16 protein-coding genes and 2 tRNA genes are annotated in these 18,305 nt (G+C 72.6%); 10 read left to right on the top strand and 8 right to left on the bottom strand.

The features are described from left to right. Positions 1-184: 184 nt before the first annotated feature. Together DDQ41_RS06840 and pepN are read right to left on the bottom strand one after the other, a co-directional pair. Positions 185-1,192 (bottom strand): hypothetical protein, encoded by a 1,008-nt coding sequence (locus tag DDQ41_RS06840; RefSeq protein WP_109293675.1) that lies wholly within the window; start codon positions 1,190-1,192, stop codon positions 185-187. A 217-nt stretch (positions 1,193-1,409) separates the two neighbouring features. Then, positions 1,410-4,001, bottom strand: a complete 2,592-nt coding sequence (pepN, locus tag DDQ41_RS06835) for an aminopeptidase N (protein WP_172607614.1) — start codon at positions 3,999-4,001, stop codon at positions 1,410-1,412. A gap of 136 nt (positions 4,002-4,137) precedes the next feature. On the opposite strand from pepN, the gene DDQ41_RS06830 reads away from it, so the two are divergent. Further along, complete coding sequence (locus DDQ41_RS06830) at positions 4,138-4,773, top strand: DsbA family oxidoreductase (RefSeq protein WP_109293673.1); 636 nt, start codon at positions 4,138-4,140, stop codon at positions 4,771-4,773. 181 nt (positions 4,774-4,954) lie between these two features. Here the strand turns inward: DDQ41_RS06830 and DDQ41_RS06825 are convergent, their stop codons facing one another. From DDQ41_RS06825 to DDQ41_RS06815, 3 genes are all read right to left on the bottom strand, one after another. Continuing rightward, positions 4,955-5,599, bottom strand: coding sequence for a superoxide dismutase (locus tag DDQ41_RS06825; RefSeq protein ID WP_109293672.1), 645 nt, complete (start codon positions 5,597-5,599; stop codon positions 4,955-4,957). A gap of 73 nt (positions 5,600-5,672) precedes the next feature. After that, positions 5,673-5,930: a hypothetical protein gene (locus DDQ41_RS06820; protein WP_162602624.1), complete on the bottom strand. Its 258-nt coding sequence runs from the start codon at positions 5,928-5,930 to the stop codon at positions 5,673-5,675. Between the two features lie 172 nt (positions 5,931-6,102). Continuing rightward, positions 6,103-7,566: an amino acid permease gene (locus DDQ41_RS06815; protein ID WP_109293670.1), complete on the bottom strand. Its 1,464-nt coding sequence runs from the start codon at positions 7,564-7,566 to the stop codon at positions 6,103-6,105. Between the two features lie 703 nt (positions 7,567-8,269). Between DDQ41_RS06815 and DDQ41_RS06805 the strand changes: the two genes are divergently transcribed. The 3 genes from DDQ41_RS06805 (at position 8,270) to DDQ41_RS06795 (ending at position 10,387) form a co-directional block, all read left to right on the top strand. Next, a complete protein-coding gene (locus DDQ41_RS06805; protein WP_109293668.1) occupies positions 8,270-8,866 on the top strand; it encodes a biotin transporter BioY in 597 nt (198 codons plus the stop codon). Positions 8,867-9,065: 199 nt separating this feature from the next. Then, positions 9,066-9,560 (top strand): ribose-5-phosphate isomerase, encoded by a 495-nt coding sequence (locus DDQ41_RS06800; protein ID WP_109293667.1) that lies wholly within the window; start codon positions 9,066-9,068, stop codon positions 9,558-9,560. After that, on the top strand, positions 9,560-10,387 hold the full coding sequence (locus tag DDQ41_RS06795; RefSeq protein WP_109293666.1) for an Fpg/Nei family DNA glycosylase: 828 nt from the start codon (positions 9,560-9,562) through the stop codon (positions 10,385-10,387). Before DDQ41_RS06800 ends, DDQ41_RS06795 begins: the two co-directional genes overlap by 1 nt. Positions 10,388-10,545: 158 nt before the next feature. Here the strand turns inward: DDQ41_RS06795 and DDQ41_RS06790 are convergent, their stop codons facing one another. After that, complete coding sequence (locus DDQ41_RS06790; protein ID WP_109293665.1) at positions 10,546-11,775, bottom strand: GNAT family N-acetyltransferase; 1,230 nt, start codon at positions 11,773-11,775, stop codon at positions 10,546-10,548. Between the two features lie 105 nt (positions 11,776-11,880). Here DDQ41_RS06790 and DDQ41_RS06785 point away from each other — a divergent pair, with 105 nt between their 5' ends. Then, entirely contained in the window at positions 11,881-13,023 is a 1,143-nt protein-coding gene (locus tag DDQ41_RS06785; protein ID WP_109293664.1) for a PP2C family protein-serine/threonine phosphatase, read from the top strand. 39 nt (positions 13,024-13,062) lie between these two features. Next, complete coding sequence (locus DDQ41_RS06780) at positions 13,063-13,512, top strand: HD domain-containing protein (protein ID WP_109293663.1); 450 nt, start codon at positions 13,063-13,065, stop codon at positions 13,510-13,512. Here the strand turns inward: DDQ41_RS06780 and DDQ41_RS06775 are convergent. Beyond that, positions 13,460-14,692, bottom strand: a complete 1,233-nt coding sequence (locus tag DDQ41_RS06775) for an acyltransferase family protein (RefSeq protein WP_174720264.1) — start codon at positions 14,690-14,692, stop codon at positions 13,460-13,462. The two genes, DDQ41_RS06780 and DDQ41_RS06775, sit on opposite strands and share 53 nt — an antisense overlap. Positions 14,693-15,094: 402 nt before the next feature. Between DDQ41_RS06775 and DDQ41_RS06770 the strand changes: the two genes are divergently transcribed. Then, positions 15,095-15,289, top strand: a complete 195-nt coding sequence (locus tag DDQ41_RS06770; RefSeq protein ID WP_109293662.1) for a hypothetical protein — start codon at positions 15,095-15,097, stop codon at positions 15,287-15,289. 670 nt (positions 15,290-15,959) lie between these two features. After that, positions 15,960-16,211 (top strand): hypothetical protein, encoded by a 252-nt coding sequence (locus DDQ41_RS32290; protein WP_262508374.1) that lies wholly within the window; start codon positions 15,960-15,962, stop codon positions 16,209-16,211. Here DDQ41_RS32290 and DDQ41_RS06760 read toward each other — a convergent pair. Next, positions 16,180-16,253 (bottom strand) — tRNA-Gly (locus DDQ41_RS06760). The genes DDQ41_RS32290 and DDQ41_RS06760 overlap by 32 nt on opposite strands. A gap of 209 nt (positions 16,254-16,462) precedes the next feature. Here DDQ41_RS06760 and DDQ41_RS06755 point away from each other — a divergent pair. Next, positions 16,463-16,539 (top strand) — tRNA-Pro (locus DDQ41_RS06755). A gap of 192 nt (positions 16,540-16,731) precedes the next feature. Continuing rightward, positions 16,732-18,162 carry a trigger factor gene (gene tig, locus DDQ41_RS06750; protein WP_109293661.1) on the top strand — a complete coding sequence of 477 codons (1,431 nt, stop codon included), beginning with the start codon at positions 16,732-16,734 and terminating at the stop codon, positions 18,160-18,162. The last annotated feature ends 143 nt before the right edge of the window (positions 18,163-18,305 follow it).

Genomic DNA, 18,305 nt, shown 5'->3' with positions numbered 1-18,305 from the left:
GTGCCGTTCGGAGGATCCGGCGCCGGAAGGCGCCCACGTTGGAGCGGTGCGCTCCGGGACCGGCGGTCAACCGGCGCGCGTTGCCGCACCGCCCGAATGCGCCCGGTGGGAGGACGCCCCCCCGCCTCGCGATCCACCGCGTCCGACGCCGCGCGCTGATCCACCGCGGACGACGGGACGGCCCTCAGCGGGGGAGGACGACGACATACGGCGCCGGCTCCCGGTCCGGGGAGGCCAGCAGGGCCGTACGCAGCACCATCGCCTGCTGCACCGGGGCGTCCCGCAGACTCGTCGGCGCGATCTGGACGACCGTGATCCCGAGACGCTCCAACTGCTCGTGCCGGCGGCCGGACGCCGGCCACCCCGGGTCCGCGTCCGGCCCGTGGTGGGCGGCCGCGGAGCGCGGCGCGCGGGTGCCGAGTTCGACGGCGACGGCCTCGTCGGGCCAGTAGGCGTCGACACCGCCCAGATGCGGCCCGCCGGGCAGGCGCAGATCGACGTTCCACACCGGCTCGGGAACCCCGTACATCCGCACCAGGTCGTAGAGGCGCCCCTCGGCGACCGCACGGCCCTCGGCGAGCAGGCGGTCGACGGCGTCCACCACATGAGGGCGGGACAGCAGCCGGGCACGCGTCAACTCCGCCACCACGGCGCCGGGTTCGCAGTGGCCGGCGCGCACGGCCTCGATCAGCAGCCGGCGCACCGGCGCCGGGTCGCTCAGCCGGGCGACGGCGTCGGCCAGCGCGCGCGCCGCGGGGGCGACGGGCAGTCCCGTCACCACCTCCGGCCCCGGCAGCGCCTGAGTGCGGATCAGCCTGGCGCAGCCCACCGAGCGCAGCCGCCGGGTGTGCGGCACCAGCACGTCGATCCGCTCCAGCGCCGTCGGGGAAGGCGCGGAGGCGAACCGGTGGAGCGCGAGCGCCGCCGGCCCCGTCACCACGGCCTCGCTCCTGCCGGGGCGGCCGGCGTACGTCACCGCGGCGTGCAGCCGCTCCTCACCGGTGGGCGTTCCGGGGTGCAGCAGGAACACACCGGGCAGGATCTGCTGCCAGGGGCCGCCGGGGCCGCACCGTTCGGCCGTGTGCCCGGCGGTCACGCCCCGGGCTCGCAGCTGCGCGGCCGACAGCACGCGCCGCCGTACGTCGGAGAGGTCGCTCAACGGGCGGGGGGAGAGAGGGGTGTTGTGGTTCATGCCCCGCCGATTCCCGCGCGGCGGCAGGCTCCTAACCGCTGTTACACGGTCGTCGACGATTCAGGACATCCCCGTCCTAAAGTACGGCAGTTCGATGGCCGATCGGTTCTGCCGCGCACGGCGCTCCCCGCCGGGCCCGGGAGCACCGCCGACGCGGAGCGGAACCGGGCGGGGAGCGGAACCGGGCCCGGTCGCACCGCCGACGCGGAGCGGGCCGTCAGCCGGCCGCCGCGTCGCAGGACTGGGCCCGCAGGGCGCGGGCGAGGTCGTCCCGGGACTCGAGCACCAGCCGGCGCAGCGCCCCGGGCGCGTCGGGGTGGGAGCCGAGCCACGCGTCCGTCGCCCGCAGTGTGGCCGCGTCGTCCTGGAGCGCGGGGAACAGACCGCGGACCACGTCCATGCCGATCTGGATCGACCGCTCCGCCCAGACCCGTTCGATCACCGCGAAGTACTTCTCGGCGTAGGGCGCGAGCAGCTCCCGCTGCGACGCCTGGGTGAAGCCCGAAATGGTGGCTTCCACCAGCGCGTTCGACAGCGCGTCCGACTTGACGACCTGCGCCCACGCCTGGTCCTTGACCGCCGCGGAGGGCCGGGCGGCCAGGCAGCGCACCTGGTGGCGCCTGCCGGACGCGGTGTCGTCGCGCGCCAGCTCCGCGCCGATCGCCGGCTCGCCGGCCACCCCGTGCGAGGCGAGCGGCTCCAGGAACGCCCACCGCAGCTCCTGGTCGACCTCCAGCCCGTCGATCTGGGCGGTGCCGTCCAGCAGCCCCTGGAGCAGCCGGAGATCCGCGTCGCCGGCCGCCACGGACGCGAAGAACCGCGCCCAGGTCAGCTGGTGCTGGCTGCCGGGCTCCGCGAGCCGCAGCTCCCGCAGCGCCCCCTCCGACAGCCGCCGGCCGCCTTCCGGGCGCCACTCGGGCGCCGCGTAGTGGACGAGTGCGGTGCGCGCCCACGCGAGCACCGTCTGCAGCACGCCGATGTCCGACTCCCGTCCGGCGAAGTCCAGGACGAGCCCGGCGAAGTCCCGGGCCGGCATCAGGGCGTCGCGCGTCAGGTTCCACAGCGCCGACCAGCACACCGCCCGCGCCAGCGGGTCCACCACCGATCCGAGGTGGCTCCGCAGCGTGTCCAGCGACCCCTCGTCGAAGCGGACCTTGCAGTAGGTGAGGTCGTCGTCGTTGACGAGCACCATCGCCGGGCGCTCCCGGCCCGCCAGCTCCGCCACGACCGTCCGGGTCCCGGTGACGTCCACCTCGGCCCGTGCGTAGCGCACCAGCTCCGCTCCCTCGTGCCGGTAGAGGCCGACGGCCACCCGGTGGGGCCGCGGGGCCGACGGGGCTGCCGCACCGGGCCCGGCGCCGCCGTCCTGCACGACCGCCAGCTCGGTGATCCGGTCGCCCGCGTCACAGGTGAGCTGCGGCGTCAGCGTGTTGACGCCGGAGGTCTCCAGCCACGACCGCGACCAGGCCCTCATGTCCCGCCCCGAGGTCTCCTCCAGTACCGCCAGCAGGTCGTCGAGGCGGGTGTTGCCGTAGGCGTGGCGCTTGAAGTAGCGCCGCGCGCCCTCCATGAACGCCTCGGGCCCCGCGTACGCCACGAGCTGCTTCAGGACCGAGGCGCCCTTGGCGTAGGTGATCCCGTCGAAGTTGAGCTTGGCGTCCTCCAGGTCGTGGATGTCCGCGGTGACGGGGTGTGTGGAGGGCAGCTGGTCGGCCCGGTACGCCCAGGCCTTGCGGTTGTTGGCGAACGTCACCCAGCCGTTCCGGAAGCGGGTCGCCTCGACCAGCGAGAGCGAACCCATGAAGTCGGCGAAGGACTCCTTCAGCCAGAGGTCGTCCCACCACCGCATGGTGACCAGGTCGCCGAACCACATGTGCGCCATCTCGTGCAGGATGACGTTCGCCCGGCGCTCGAACGACGCCTGCGTCACCCTGCCCCGGAAGACGAACTCCTCCCGGAAGGTCACACAGCCCGGGTTCTCCATCGCGCCGAGGTTGTACTCGGGCACGAACGCCTGGTCGTACTTCCCGAAGGGGTACGGGTAGTCGAAGTTGTCGTGGAAGAAGTCCAGGCCCTGCTTGGTGACGAGGAAGACGTCGTCCGCGTCGAAGTGCTTGGCCAGCCCCTTGCGGCACATGGCGCCGAGCGGGATCTCCAGTGTCCGCCCGTCGCCGAGGTCGCGGGTGTAGAGGTCGCTCTCGCTGTGGTACGGGCCGGCCACGACGGCCGTGATGTACGTGGAGATCGGCTTGGTCTCGGCGAAGCGCCAGGTCCCGCCCTCGCGCGACTCCACCGCGGCGTTGCTCCAGACCGTCCAGTCCTCGGGCGCGGCCACCTCGAAGCGGAAGGGGGCCTTCAGGTCCGGCTGCTCGAAGTCGGCGAAGACCCGCCGGGCGTCGGCGGGTTCGTACTGCGTGTACAGGTAGACCTCGCCGTCCTCGGGGTCGACGAAGCGGTGCATGCCCTCCCCGGTCCTGCTGTACGCACACTGCGCGTCCACCACCAGGACGTTCTCATCCCGCAGACCGCTCAGCGCGATCCGGGAGCCGTCGAAGACCTCGGCCGGGTCGAGCGCACGGCCGTTGAGGGTCACCGCGTTCACCGAGGGGGCGACGAGATCGGCGAAGGTGCCGTCGCCCTCGCCGGTGCGGCGGAACCTGATCGTGGTGACCGAACGGAACGTCCGCGGCCGCGCCTCCTCGCTCTCCGCGGTCGCGGACCGCAGGTCGAGGAAGACCTCGTATCCGTCGACCGACAGCAGCTCGGCCCGGGCGCGGGCCTCGTCGCGGGACAGGTTCTCTCCGGGCACGTCCACTCCTCCGTGTCTCGTTCGGGCAGGACCGATCCTCGCACGCGCCCGTGGGCGGCGTGATCGGGGAATGCGGCCGGTGGACTCCGGTGTTGCCGCGAGGGGGAGCGACCCCGCCACGAACACGAGGAGTGACATGTCCGACAGCACCAGGACCCCCGCCGACTTCTGGTTCGACCCGCTGTGCCCGTGGGCCTGGATGACCTCCCGCTGGATGCTCGAGGTGGAGAAGGTGCGGCCGGTGGAGGTGCGCTGGCACGTCATGAGCCTGGCGGTGCTGAACGAGGACAGGCTGGACGAGCTCCCCGAGGAGTACCGCCGGGCCATGGAGGGCGCCTGGGGCCCGGTACGCGTGGTGACCGCCGCCCAGCAGAAGTACGGCGACGAGGTCGTCGGCCCCCTCTACACCGCTCTCGGCACCCGTATCCACGACGAGGGCCGCGGCATCACGCCCGAGGTGGTCCTGGAGGCTCTTGACGCGGTGGGCCTGCCGGCCGCGCTCGCGGACCACGCCGAATCGGACACCTACGACGCCGAGCTGCGCGCCTCCCACGGCGAGGGGATCGCCAAGGTCGGCCAGGACGTCGGCACGCCGGTCATCGCGGTGCCCGGCGAGGACGGGCGGCAGATCGCGTTCTTCGGCCCGGTCGTCACCCCGGCACCCAAGGGTGAGGAGGCCGCCCGGCTCTGGGACGGCACGCTGATGGTGGCGTCGATTCCGGGCTTCTACGAGATCAAGCGCACCCGGACGAAGGGCCCTGACTTCTCCTGACGCCCTGCGGCGTGTCCCGACCGGGGCGGGGCGCGCAGAGGACCCCCGCGCGCCACGCCCCGGAGCCCTGTCCGGGAGGTGCCCGACTCGCGGGGGCCCTCTTCCCTTTCTTTCCGCCTGCCGGTGAAGGGTGAGAAGACGATCACGGGCAGGGCGGCCTACGGCCGGGACGGGGCCCGGGTCACGGGGTGATCAGCGGGGTGCGGTCCTTGGCGTCGGCGTAGCGCCGCGCCACGTCCTGCCAGTTGACGACGCCCCACATGGCGTCGATGAAGTCCACCTTCTGGTTCTTGTACTGCAGGTAGAAGGCATGCTCCCAGGCGTCGAAGACCAGGATCGGCACCGAGCCCTGCCCGACGTTGCCCTGGTGGTCGTAGACCTGCTCGACGATCAACCGGCCGCTGACCGGCTCGTAGGCGAGCACGCCCCATCCTGAGCCCTGGGTGGTGGCGGCGGCCTTCGACAGCTGGGTCCGGAACTTCGCGAAGGAGCCGAAGGAGCCGGTGATCGCGTCCGCCAGCTCGCCCACGCCGTCCGCCGCGAGCGGCTCACCGCCGCCGCCCTCCTTGGGGGCGGCCATGTTGTGCCAGTAGATGCTGTGCAGGATGTGGCCGGAGAGATGGAACGCGAGGTTCTTCTCCAGGCCGTTGATCGAGCCCCAGGCATCACCGTCCCGAGCCTCGGCGAGCTGCTCGAGGGTGTCGTTGGCGCCCTTGACGTACGCGGCGTGGTGCTTGTCGTGGTGCAGCTCGATGATCAGCGGGTTGATCACCGGCTCCAGCGCCGCGTAGTCGTACGGAAGTTCAGGGAGCGTGTAAGTGGCCATGTCCGAGCCCTCCGGCTGCTTATTGCAAACTCTTCGCAGGTGCAGACTAGCAGCAGGAGGGTGCGGAGCCTGATCAGTCCTCTCGGCCGGCGCGACGCCGCGCCCGTGCGTCGCGGGCGTTCGAGGAGAGGACGGGGGAGCCGGTGACGGCGGCGTCGGTGATGGCGGCGTCGGCGATGGCGGTCTCGGCGCCGGGACCGAAGCGCCGGCCGTACTCCGCGAAGGCGGTGCCGGAGGCGGCCGGGCCGGAACCCGGCGCGGTTCGGCGGGCGGGTCCCGGTTGCTCTCGCGGCGCGAGGGCCGTCGGGCGCCGTGTGCACCGCAGCCGCATGCTTCGCCCCCATGTGCATCGCCGTCGCATGCACCGCCGCCGTGTGCATTGCCTCCATGTGCACCGCCGTCGCATGCATCGCCGCCGTGTGCATCGTCGCCGCATGCTCCGGGCACGCCGGGACCCCCGGGCCTCGTGTGCCCGGGGGTCCTGTGCCGCGATGGCGCCCCGCTCAGTCCGCGGCGGCCCCCGCCGGTGCCGACTCCCGCTCGGCGCTTGCCTCCGACCCTCCGCCCGCGCGCCCGGACTTGCGCCTGCGCTGAAGCACGGCGCCCGACGCCGCCAGCACCAGGGTCATCGCCCCGGTCGCCATCAGCTGGTCACGGGTGCCGGGTTCGCGCAGCATCAGGACGAAGACGGCGAGCATGCCCGCGATGGCGACCCAGGTCAGCGCCGGGAACAGCCACATCCGCACCACGAGCTTCTCCGGGGCCTCCCGCTCCGTGCGGCGCCGCAGGACCAGCTGCGAGACCGCGATGAACAGCCAGACGACCAGGATGACCGCGCCGATCATCTTCAGCAGCCACGGGAAGACGTCGTCCGGCCGCCAGTAGCTGAGCAGCACGCACAGGAAGCCGAAGGCGGAGGAGGACAGCACCGCGATCCGGGGCACCCCGCCCGAGACCCTGCCGACGGCCGCGGGGCCCTGGCCCCGGGCGACCAGGGAGAACGCCATCCGGGAGGCGCCGTAGATGTTGGCGTTCATCGCGGACAGCAACGCCACCAGTACGACGATCTGCATCACCAGGCCGGCGCCCGGGATGCCCAGGTGGCTCAGCGCGGTGACGTAGGGGCCCTTGTCGGGGTCGGCGACGTCCGGATCGTCCCACGGCACCAGCGTGACGATCACCGCCATCGAGCCGATGTAGAACAGCGCGATGCGCCACATCGCGGTGCGCACGGCCTTGGCGACGCCCTGGACCGGGTGCTCGGACTCGGCCGCCGCGATGGTGACCGTCTCCAGGCCGCCGTACGCGAAGATCGACGCGAGCAGGCCGATGACCAGTCCCTCCGCCCCGTTCGGCAGGAACCCCCCGCCGCCGGTGAGGTTGGCGGTGCCGGGCGCGTCCGTCCCCGGCAGCACCCCGAGGATGGCCAGGCCCCCGAGGACGAGGAACAGCGCGATCGCGCCGACCTTGAGCGCGGCGAACCAGAACTCGAACTCACCGAAGTTGCGCACCGCGGCCAGGTTGGTGACGCAGAACGCCAGCATGAACAGCGCGACCCAGGCCCACTCCGGGGTGCCGGGCAGCCAGCCGCTGACGATCTTCGCCGCGCCGATGCCCTCCAGGCCGACGGCGACGGACAGCAGCACCCAGAAGGACCAGCCCGCGGTGAAGCCCGCCCACGGGCCGAGCGCCCGCTCGGCGTGCACGGAGAAGGAACCGGAGGCCGGGTTCGCCGCGGACATCTCGCCGAGCATGCGCATCACGAGCATGACGAGCAGGCCGGACACCGCGTAGGCGATGACGATGGACGGGCCGGCGGCGGCGATACCGGCGCCGGAGCCGACGAAGAGGCCGGCGCCGATCACGCCGCCGAGGGCGATCATCGACAGATGGCGCTGCTTGAGGCCGTGGGCGAGGGGTGAGCCGGTTCGGGTGCCGACGGGCGCGGGTGCCGGGGTCCGGGACATGGGAGTGCCTGTTCATGAGCGGATGGAGCGGTCGACAGTCTGGAGGGCCCACCGCTCACTGAGCACCGGTGCCCGCTATACGGACAGAATGCTTACACAATGTGAAGAACCGGTGCCTCTTCCGGCGCGCTGCCGCCGGGCGGGCGGACCAGCGGACCGCCCGCCCGGCGGCAGCACACGGCACCCGGCGGTCGCGCGCACCGGGCGCGACCAAGCCGGCGCGCCGCGCGGCTGCCTGGGATCCGCCGCCACCGCCACCCCGCCGCCACCGCCCGCGACGTCCACTGTCGGCCGGGGCCGGGGCCGGGGCAGGGGCAGGGGCCGGGGCCGGGGCAGGGGCAGGGGCAGAGGCAGAGGCAGGGACAGGGGCCGGCATCGGCGGCGCCCCCGCGGCCGCCATCGCACCCGGTGCCGGGCGGTGCGGCGGATGTGCGCCTTCGGCATCCCCGGCGATGCCGGGAATTGGTGAGAACCTACAGTCCCTCCGGGGTTGGACCCTTGTCATCGGAACCGGGCTGATCAGTCACCACCTCCGTGACGAGCATCACGCACCCGCGATGCTTGCCCAGATCGATTTGTGCGAACCCAACCATGGGGTCGATCGCTGCTTTGTCATCGACTGACGGTGATCGACCGTTCACTTCTGGGCTAGCGTCGCCATGTCCACAACGACGTCATCACCGCCCTCGCACCCGGAGTCCCCATGAGCACTGCTGCCGCTTCCGCCCCTCGCCGGGGGCTGGTCCTCGCCGATCTGCTGCCCGCCTCGCGCGCCAAGTCCGCGGTGGACGCGGCCCTTGTCGTGGGAGGTGCCGCGCTCACCGGCGTCGCCGCGCAGATCTCCGTGGTGGTGCCGGGCTCCCCGGTCCCGGTCACCGGCCAGACCTTCGCCGCCCTCCTCGTCGGCACCGCGCTCGGCGCGCGACGCGGTTTCCTCTCCCTCGCGCTGTACGCCCTCGCCGGAATGGCCGGCATGCCGTGGTTCGCCGAGGCATCCTCCGGCTGGGCCATGCCGTCCCTCGGCTACATCCTCGGCATGCTGGTCGCCGCCACCGCCGTCGGCGCCCTCGCCCGGCGCGGCGCGGACCGCTCCGTCCTGCGCACCGCCGGTGCGATGGTCCTCGGCTCCGCGATCATCTACGCGATCGGTGTGCCGTACCTGGCGCTCGCCACCGGAATGACGCTGCCGCAGGCCGTGGCGGCCGGCCTCGTGCCCTTCCTGATCGGCGACGCGCTCAAGGCCGCGCTCGCCATGGGCGCGCTGCCCGCCGCCTGGAAGCTCGCCGACCGCCGCGGCTGAACGCTCGGCGGCCGGGACCGAGCGGCCGCGCCTCCCCCGGGGGAGCCGTCCCACCGCGGTGGGGCCCGCCGGGCGCGCCGTCCCGCGGACCTCACCGCGGCGGGCCTGCCGGAGGGAGGCCCCCGGTGGCCTGCCGGGCGGTGGACGCCGCCGTACCCCGCTGCCGTCTTCCCGGCATCCCGCGTGCCACACTCGGACCATGCGCGTCTACCTCGGCTCCGACCATGCCGGCTTCGAACTCAAGAACCATCTCGTCGAGTGGCTCAGGGCCCATGGCCACGAGCCCGTCGACTGCGGTCCCCACATCTACGACGCCCAGGACGACTACCCGCCGTTCTGCCTGCGCGCCGCCGAGCGGACGGCCGCGGACCCGGACGGCCTCGGCATCGTGATCGGCGGCTCCGGCAACGGCGAGCAGATCGCCGCCAACAAGGTCAGGGGCGTCCGCGCGGCGCTGGCCTGGAGCGTGCAGACCGCGGTCCTCGGCCGGGAGCACAACAACGCCAACGTCGTCGCCGTCGGCGCCCGGATGCACACGACCGACGAGGCCACCACCTTCGTCGAGGTCTTCCTCAAGACCCCGTACTCCGGCGAGGAGCGCCACACCCGCCGCATCGAGATGCTCGAGCGGTACGAGACCACCGGTGAGCTGCCCCCCGTCCCGGCGCACCACCCGCAGGAGCCGACCGCCTGATGCCCGAAGGGCACACCATCCACCGGCTGGCCGCCGACTACCGGGAGCGGTTCGGCGGCCGGCCCGTGCGGGTCACCAGTCCGCAGGGCAGGTTCGCCGACTCGGCGGCGCTGCTGGACGGCTCTGTGCTGGAGCGTACCGAGGCCCACGGCAAGCACCTCTTCCTCGGCTTCGGCGGCTTCGGCGGCCGCGGCGGCGGTGAGTGGGTCCATATCCACCTCGGCCTGTTCGGCACGGTGGACTTCGGCGAGGCGCCGGCCCCGCCGCCCGTCGGCACCGTGCGGCTCCGGCTCGCGGACTCCGGGTCGTACGTCGACCTGCGCGGCCCCACGGCCTGCGCCCTGATCACGGACGGCGAGAAGGCGGCGGTACACGCGCGGCTCGGTCCCGACCCGCTCCGCCCGGACGACGGCCCCGACCGGGCCTGGGCCAGGGTCTCCCGCTCCCGGACGGCGATCGCCGCCCTCCTGATGGACCAGAAGGTCGTCGCCGGCGTCGGGAACGTCTATCGCGCTGAAGTCCTCTTCCGGCACGGCATCGACCCGTACCGCGCGGGCAGGGACCTCACCGAGCGCGAGTGGCGGGCCCTCTGGGCCGACCTGGCCGCCCTCATGAGGGAGGGCGTACGGCACAACCGCATCGACACCGTCCGGCCCGAGCACACACCGGACGCGATGGGCCGGGCACCGCGCGTCGACGACCACGGCGGCGAGGTCTACGTCTACCGCCGGGCGCGGCTGCCGTGCCACATCTGCGGCGGCGAGATCCGCACCGCCGCTCTCGCCGCCCGCAACCTCTTCTGGTGCGCGGGCTGCCAGCCCGCCTGACACCCGGCCCGGGGCCGCGGTGGCCGCGGACCACGCCGCCACCACCGCCATCGGCACCACCGCCCCGTTCCCCGCCGTTCCCCGCCGGTCCCGGTGCCGGTGCCGGTGCCGGTGCCGGTTCCGGTGCCCGGGTCGGTCCCACCCGGCGTCGGAACGGCTCAGAAGCCGTGCGGGAGCCAGGGCGCCACGTCCGAGGCGAAGGCCGTCGACGCCTCCGCCAGCGCACCACCGCGCAGTTCGCGCACCCGGCCCGCACCCGCCAGGGACGACAGCGTCACCCCGCCGAGGAACGCGGCACCCAGGTCCCGTACGTTCAGGGCCAGATCGGCGGCACCGGACGTGCGCTCGCACGACGCGCCCTTGGCATCCCCCGAGAGCCGCCAACGGCCCTCGTTCCAGGGGCAGAACGGGTCCCGCACCTCGAACACGACGTCCACGGGCGCCCGGTACGTCCTCGCCCCCAGCGCCTCGCCCACATCGACCAGCCGCACATGCAGCGAATCCCGCACCCGCACACCGCAGCGCCGGACGTCGGTGACGAGATGCAGCAGCGGGTCGTCAACCGGCCGGTTGCGGACCCGGATCCGCGACGTCAGGTCGATACCGAAGAGGAACCGCCACAGCGCCGCGTACGCCACCGGGTCCAGAGCCTCCACGTCCCGCAGCAGGATCGAGCCGTTGGGCCCGCACGCCTCCCACTCCGGCTTGTTGTGGAAGCGGACGTAGCCCACCACCTCGCCGTCCCGCTCGGCGAGGACGCACTGAGCCGCCGAGGCGCCCTCGCGGTCCGCGGGCGGGTCGAGCAGCGGCAGCCGCTCCCAGCCGGGTGCGCGCGCGAGCATCCCGGGCCGTGAGCCGAGCCCGCTCCGGTACACCGCCTCGCACGCCCCGGCCGACTCCCCGAGCGGAGCGAACCGCAGCCGCACCCCGTCCGTCCCGGGCGGCGCGGTGATCCCCCCGCGGACGGTGTCGATGTCCATCACCAGCTGGTAGGTCGCGACGCCGTACCCGAACCGGCCGTAGATCTCCGGCTCAGAGGCCGTCAGCAGGGCCAGCGGCTCACCCAGCGCACGGACGTCGTCCAACTGGCGCCGCATCATCGACGTGAGCACGCCGCGCCGCCGGTGGGTCGCGGCCACGCTCACCATGGTGACCCCGGCCGCGGGCACGAACGAACCGCCCGGAACCGACACCCTGAAGGAGTGGGCCCCGGCCGTGCCGACGCACTCGCCGCCCTCCCACGCGCCGATCGACCGCCCGTACTCCGTGAGTTCGCTCCACAGCGCGCGCTCCTCCGGGGACTCCGGGAGGCCGCCGAAGGCGATCTCAAGCCCCCCGTACCACTGGTCCCACTCCTCGCGACGGAGTACCCGCAGTTCAGTCGTCATGCGCCATGACTACCAGCGCCCGCGTCCCGTCGCGACCCGATTTCGAACGCAATGTCATGGGGTCCCCCTCCACGGCGGGCGAGGGTGTGGATAGGGTCGCCGACGATGGCACGTGGCACAGCGGACTCGTACACGGCCCGGATGCGGAAGGCGACGCACCGGGCCCGCACGGCGCTGCGCAAGTCCGGGGTCGACTACTTCCGCGGTGACGGCTCCGACTGGATCGCGCTGGCCGGACTGCTGCTGACCGTCCCGGCGATCGCCTGGGGCACCATCCTGACGCCGGTGTGGTGTGCCCCGGCCGCCCTCGTGCTGCCGATCGTCGCGGGCGGGCTGCTGCTGCGCCCCGCGAGTCTGCTCGGTCTCTACGCGGCCGCGGCCCTCGCGCTGATCGTCGAGTCGCTGGTGCTCGGCCCGTACACCGAGGGCCCGGCCCGGGTCACCCCGGGGACGGTGCTGGTGGTGGCGGCCTGCGGACTCTTCGGGCTGCTCATCGCCCAGTTCCGGGCCCGGGTCGGGGTGCCCTGGCGGCGCGGCGGGACCATGCTCTTCGACCTGCGCGAACGGATCCGGGTGCAGAGCGCCCTGCCGCGGCTGCCGCAGGGCTGGCACCGCGAGATGGCGCTGCGCCCGGCCGGCGGCCAGTCGTTCTCCGGGGACTTCGTCGTCGCGGCCCGCACCAACGGCGGCCGCACCCTGGAGGTCGTCCTCACCGACGTCTCCGGCAAGGGCATGGACGCCGCGTCCCGCGCCCTGCTGCTCTCCGGCGCCTTCGGCGGCCTCCTCGGGTCCCTTCCCCCGCACGGCTTCCTCCCCGCGGCCAACGGCTATCTGCTGCGCCAGGACTGGGACGAGGGCTTCGCCACCTCCGTCCATCTCGTGCTCGACCTGGACTCCGGCGACTACGAGATGCTCTCCGCCGGGCACCTGCCCGCGCTCCAGCTCCAGGCCGGCACCGGCCGTTGGGAGGAGAAGGCCGCGGAGGGCCCGCTGCTCGGGGTGTACGAGGGCGCGCAGTTCGACCCGGTCAAGGGCACTCTGCGCCCCGGGGACGTGCTGATGCTCTTCACCGACGGCCTCGTCGAGGCGAACGACAGGGACATCGCCGAGGGCATGGACCGGCTCACCGGTGAGGCCGACCGCTATGTGGGGACGGGCTTCGAGGGGGCCGCCTGGCACCTCATCGAGGCCGTGGCCAAGGACGTCAACGACGACCGGGCGCTGCTGCTGATCCGCAGGCAGCCGTGACGGCTGCGCGGGCGGCCCGGCGCCCGTAGGGTCCCACGCATGCCGAATTTCACGGTCGACCAGGTCGAGGCGATCGCCCGGGAAGCCCACGCGCACCAGACGGACAAGGCGGGCCGGCCCTACGCCGAGCACCTCCGGGCGGTGGCCGACGGGGTGAGGGATCGGGGCGGCACCGGCGAGCAGATCGCCGCCGCCTGGCTGCACGACGCGGTCGAGGACGGCGTGCTGTCGCGGGAGTGGCTCGCCGCCGCCGAACTCCCCCGGCGGGTCAAGGAACTGGTGGACGCGATGACCAGGCGGCCCGGGGAGGACGCCGAGTCGTACGCGCGGCGGATCCTCGCCACTCCGGGCGCGCGTCTCGTCAAGGAGGCGGACCTCGCACACAACGCGGATCCGGACCGGCTCGCCCTGCTCGACGAGCCGACCCGGACCCGGCTCAGCGCGAAGTACGCGACGATGCGTCGGCTGCTCGGCCTGACAGCCGGGTGACGTCCTGCCGGAACGCCCACGAGAGTTCCGGCTCGGTCGCGAACCGCAGTACGCGCCGCACCGGCGGGGTGCAGAGCAGTGTCACGGCCGCCGCGGCGGCGAGGGTGACCGCGACCAGCCCGGCGGGCTCCGCCAGCCACGGGTACCGCGCCACCACCCCCAGGTAGTCGAGGGACTTCACGAGGAAGCCGTGCAGCAGGTAGCCGCAGATGGTGCCCGCGCCGAGCACGGTGAACCACGTTCTGCGACGCGGCACCCAGGCGAGGAAGGCGGCCGCCAGCACCACCGCGCAGCCGAACAGGGCGAGGGTCACCAGCGGGCCCGCCCACCACGGCGCGTCCAGTTCCACGGCGCTGGTGGAGCGGTAGAACCAGCCCATGCGCACGTCCGGCGCCACCCAGTAGGCGGCCACCGCGGCGCCCGCGAGCACCGGCAGCGCCAGCAGCCTGACCTCCCGGCGCCGCAGCATCTGGAAGTGCTCCGGCCGCATCGACAGGCCCAGCACGAAGAACGGCAGGAACTGCAGGATGCGCTGGAGGTCGAGGCTCTGGCCCATGCCGGGGGTGAGCGTGCCGAGCGCCGCGAGGCCGAGGGCGACGGCCAGCGGCCATTTCACCGATCGCCACAGAGGTGTCGAGAGCCGCCACACGAACAGCGCGATCAGAAACCAGGTCAGATAGATCGGGTCGTTCATGCTGAACGGGTAGTCGGGGTCGTCGTCGGCCCACCGCTTGAACAGCGTGTACGCGATCTCGAAGACCACGTACGGCACGACGACCCCGCTCACCAGCCGCTTCAGCTGGTCGGGCCGGGCCTGGAAACTGCGCGAGAAGTAGCCGGAGATGATGATGAACGCCGGCATGTGGAAGGCGTAGACGAACATGTACGCCGCCCTCGTGGCGCGGCTGCCCTCCATCACCGGCTCCCACGCGTGCGCCACCGCCACCAGCACGATGGCGAGGTACTTGGCGTTGTCGAAGTAGGCGTCGCGTCTCTTGGCAGGCGGTGCCTGGGGTGCCTCCCGCGCCGCGGTCGCGGGCGCCTCCTGAGGCACCGGCGCCGACACCGGTGGCGCGGGCGGTGCGGGTTCGGCCGTCGCTGTCCTCCCGGGGAGGGGCTCCGGCTCGCGGGAGGCGCCGGTGACGCGATCCTTCTGCAATCCATTCGGAGCGTGGAACATTTGAAGCACCCTAACCGGATGCCGGGGAATTCGTAAAACCCGCCGGAAGATCTTCTGCATTCAGCGCCGCTGTCGCTGCGAAACATCCCGTATGCCCCAATTAATCCTGCTTAAACGGTGCGAAACGGTGAACGCCGAGGCATCGGAGAATTTCCTTACCGGCGTTTTATGAATTCCCTGTGACCTGCATGTGTGCATTTCGCACCACCGGGTGGCGGAGGGTGGTGGCGCCCCGCGGGCCCGTCCGCCGGTGCGGCGCGATGTGATCCGGTCCATTTGCTGACGATCTGTCAGGCCGTCACCTCGGCCCGGGTCTTGGTGGCACCATGGGTGGGGACGGGGGTGTGCCGGGCCGCACGCCCCCCGGCGGGCAAGGCGGACCGAGCGAGGGTGTGATCAGTTGTGGCCATTTCACTGTCTGTGGTGCTGCTGTTGGCGATCATCCTCGTGGTGATGATCCGCGGTGGCTCGATCAAGGCCGGTCCCGCGATAGTCGCGGCGCTCTTCGGCTTCTTCCTCGCCTCGAGCGGTATGGCGCCGTCGATCGACAACTTCCTGAACTCGCTCGCCGATTCGATCAATGCGATCAGATTCTGAACGGCTCCGTACTCTCTGCTCCGCACGCCGCGCCGCGTGCTGCGTGCCGCGATCTCCGCACTCCGCACTCCGCACTCCACGCTGCGTTCTGCGTGCCGCGTTCCTCGGCTGCCCTGCCGGCCGTCCGGCCCTGCCCCCGGTCCGGAAGACGCCGGATGCGGATGGTGGCTGACCCGGCAAGCCCCCGATCTGGGCCGGAGCGCGGTCGGCGCTGCTGTTCCCCTTGAGTCCCCGTTACGTCCCGCCGGATCGGGCACGCAGCGGGCACGGCACACTTGGAGCGTCGGCATCCGCGGTTGTGGCTGGGGGGAACGTGAGCAAGGGATGGCCTGAGCGTTGGTGGACGACAGCTCTCGTAGCCTCGGCGCTGACCGGCATCGTTTCCTATGACGTCTGGTGGGTGGCGAGGATCCTTGCGGAGCCTGTCCTGGACTGGTGGGATCTCCTAGGGCCGTGCGTGGGAGGCGCCTGGTTCGCGCTCCTGGCGGTGTCGACTGCCCGTCGTGCGGTTGCCCTCCGCAGGAGCGCGCGAGCGGTGGGTGCTGAGACGCGGGCCAGCCATCAGGTCGCACCAGGCCGGCGCGGTCCTCTCCCGTGAGGTCGGCGGGAGCGGCTTTGGGCTGGAGCTGCCACGGGGCGAGAGACCGGGACCCGTACGCTGATGACCGGGATGGGCCACAGCTCCGCCCGCGCCGCGCTGATCTACCAGCCCGCCACAGCGGAGCGAGAGCGGCTGATCGGTCAGGCCGTGAGCGCCGTGGCCGAGCAGGCCCGCGGGCAGGATCCCGGTCGGAACGGGCACGCAACGGGCACGCAGGGCCGAATTGAGGGTCGGGGAACGCATCAGGGCCAGGTCGAGGAGCAGTCCTCCGACCCGGCCCTGAGCCGTCTGGAGCGGGCGACGGGAATCGAACCCGCGTAGCTAGTTTGGAAGACTAGGGCTCTACCATTGAGCTACGCCCGCAAGCACCGCGCCGCAGGTCCTGTGTGGCCGCGGCACGAAGAGCATCGTAGCGGGTCCCCGGGGTGCGCCGCACACCCGTCGCCCCGGCGGCGCCCCCGCCGCCCCGGCGAGCGCCGCCCGTCCGCCTGGATGCCCCCGGATCCCTCCGTATCCCCGGGGAAAGGGGCCTGGCCGCCGGCTGGGGCCATGTACCCTACGTGTCGCACCGACGGGGTGTGGCGCAGCTTGGTAGCGCGTCCGCTTTGGGAGCGGAAGGCCGTGGGTTCAAATCCCGCCACCCCGACCAACATCGCGATCAGGCCCGGGCCAAGATCGCATTGTGGGGCCGATCCCGCTTGCGGTTACTATGCAATCCGTGTGCCCGTGTGTCCGACCGAGCGTCCGAGGCGCCGGGCCCGATCCGCTGCTCCGCCGCAGGACGATCCTCCGTGGTGGACCCAGCAGAGCCCCAGAATTCAGCCACCAAGGAGACCGAACCGTGAAGAGCGCCGTGGAGACCCTGAACCCGACCCGGGTTCGGCTCACTGTCGAGGTGCCCTTCGAGGAGCTCAAGGCCAGCCTCGACGCGGCGTACAAGAAGATCAACCAGCAGGTCACGGTCAAGGGCTTCCGCAAGGGCAAGGTCCCGGCGCGCGTCATCGACCAGCGGTTCGGCCGCGGCGCGGTGCTGGAGGAGGCCGTCAACGACGCGCTCCCGAAGTTCTACACCGACGCGGTCAACGAGGCGGAGATCAACCCGCTCGGCCAGCCCGAGGTCGACATCACCGAGCTGAAGGACGGCGAGACGCTGAACTTCACCGCCGAGGTCGACGTCCGCCCGGCCATCGAGATCCCGGACTACTCCGGCATCGAGGTCGAGGTCGACGCGGTCGAGGTCTCCGACGAGGACGTCGAGGAGTCCGTCGAGCAGCTGCGCACCCGCTTCGCCTCCACCTCCCCGGTCGAGCGTGCCGCCGCCGAGGGCGACGTCGTGACCGTCGACCTGGAGGCCAAGGTCGACGGCGAGGTCCTCGCGGACGGCGTCGCCGACGGCGTGCAGTACACGATCGGCTCCGGTGAACTCCTCGACGGCGTCGACGAGGCCGTCACCGGCCTGGAGGCCGGCGGCGAGGCCACCTTCACCTCGCAGCTGAAGGGCGGCTCCGCCGAGGGCAAGGACGCCGAGATCACCGTCAAGGTGACCCAGGTCGCCGCGCGGGAGCTGCCCGAGCCGGACGACGAGTTCGCCCAGATGGCCAGCGAGTTCGACACCCTCGAGGAGCTGAAGGCCGACAGCCGCAAGCGCCTCGAGAAGATGAAGCAGTACGACCAGGCCACCCAGGCGCAGGAGCGCGTGCTCGAGAAGCTCCTGGAGCTGGTCGAGGTCCCGATCCCCGAGAAGCTCCTCGAGGACGAGATCCGCACCCGCAAGCACAACCTGGAGCACCACCAGCTCGGCCAGATGGGCCTCGACCTCGCGAAGTACCTGGAACTCCAGGGCAAGACCGAGGAGGAGTTCGACGCCGAGACCAAGGAGCAGGCGGTCAAGGGCATCAAGACCCAGTTCGTCCTCGACGAGCTGGTCTCCAGGGAGAAGCTCAACGTCAGCCAGGAGGAGCTCACCGAGCACCTGATGCGGCGCGCCGCCTCCTCCGGCATGTCCCCCGACCAGTTCGCCCAGGCGGTCGTCGAGGGCGGCCAGGTGCCGATGCTCGTCGGCGAGGTCGCCCGTGGCAAGGCCCTCGCCGCGGTGGTCGAGGTGGCTGTGGTCAAGGACACCAAGGGCGAGGTCGTCGACATGAGCGACGACGAGGACGAGGACGAGGCCGCCGAGGCCGCCGAGGGCGAGTCCGCCGAGGCCGCCGAAGGTGCCGAGGCCGAGGAGCCCGCCGCCGCGGCCACCGGTGACGAGCGGAAGTCCGAGGGCTGAGCCCCCGACTCCGCCGGGGGCGGGCCGGTGCCGACGCGTGCCGGCCCGCCCCCGGTGGTCGCCCGTACGACGGGCCCGGGTGCCGCTCCGGAGCGGCACCCGGGCCCGTCGCCGCGTCCCGGGCGGGCCCCGTCGGGCCCGGA

Source organism: Streptomyces spongiicola (assembly GCF_003122365.1).
GTDB lineage: Bacteria > Actinomycetota > Actinomycetes > Streptomycetales > Streptomycetaceae > Streptomyces > Streptomyces spongiicola.
The sequence above is the reverse complement of the archived record's forward strand: the minus strand, read 5'-3'. Positions and strand labels throughout refer to the sequence as shown.

What these genes read in the sequence shown, in the direction of transcription:
- DDQ41_RS06840 (WP_109293675.1), bottom strand. Translation starts at nt 1,192, where the DNA reads ATGAACCACAACACCCCTCTCTCCCCCCGCCCGTTGAGCGACCTCTCC.
- DDQ41_RS06830 (WP_109293673.1), top strand. Translation starts at nt 4,138, where the DNA reads ATGTCCGACAGCACCAGGACCCCCGCCGACTTCTGGTTCGACCCGCTG.
- DDQ41_RS06825 (WP_109293672.1), bottom strand. Translation starts at nt 5,599, where the DNA reads ATGGCCACTTACACGCTCCCTGAACTTCCGTACGACTACGCGGCGCTG.
- DDQ41_RS06820 (WP_162602624.1), bottom strand. Translation starts at nt 5,930, where the DNA reads ATGCGGCTGCGGTGCACACGGCGCCCGACGGCCCTCGCGCCGCGAGAG.
- DDQ41_RS06815 (WP_109293670.1), bottom strand. Translation starts at nt 7,566, where the DNA reads ATGTCCCGGACCCCGGCACCCGCGCCCGTCGGCACCCGAACCGGCTCA.
- DDQ41_RS06805 (WP_109293668.1), top strand. Translation starts at nt 8,270, where the DNA reads ATGAGCACTGCTGCCGCTTCCGCCCCTCGCCGGGGGCTGGTCCTCGCC.
- DDQ41_RS06800 (WP_109293667.1), top strand. Translation starts at nt 9,066, where the DNA reads ATGCGCGTCTACCTCGGCTCCGACCATGCCGGCTTCGAACTCAAGAAC.
- DDQ41_RS06795 (WP_109293666.1), top strand. Translation starts at nt 9,560, where the DNA reads ATGCCCGAAGGGCACACCATCCACCGGCTGGCCGCCGACTACCGGGAG.
- DDQ41_RS06790 (WP_109293665.1), bottom strand. Translation starts at nt 11,775, where the DNA reads ATGACGACTGAACTGCGGGTACTCCGTCGCGAGGAGTGGGACCAGTGG.
- DDQ41_RS06785 (WP_109293664.1), top strand. Translation starts at nt 11,881, where the DNA reads ATGGCACGTGGCACAGCGGACTCGTACACGGCCCGGATGCGGAAGGCG.
- DDQ41_RS06780 (WP_109293663.1), top strand. Translation starts at nt 13,063, where the DNA reads ATGCCGAATTTCACGGTCGACCAGGTCGAGGCGATCGCCCGGGAAGCC.
- DDQ41_RS06775 (WP_174720264.1), bottom strand. Translation starts at nt 14,692, where the DNA reads ATGTTCCACGCTCCGAATGGATTGCAGAAGGATCGCGTCACCGGCGCC.
- DDQ41_RS32290 (WP_262508374.1), top strand. Translation starts at nt 15,960, where the DNA reads ATGGGCCACAGCTCCGCCCGCGCCGCGCTGATCTACCAGCCCGCCACA.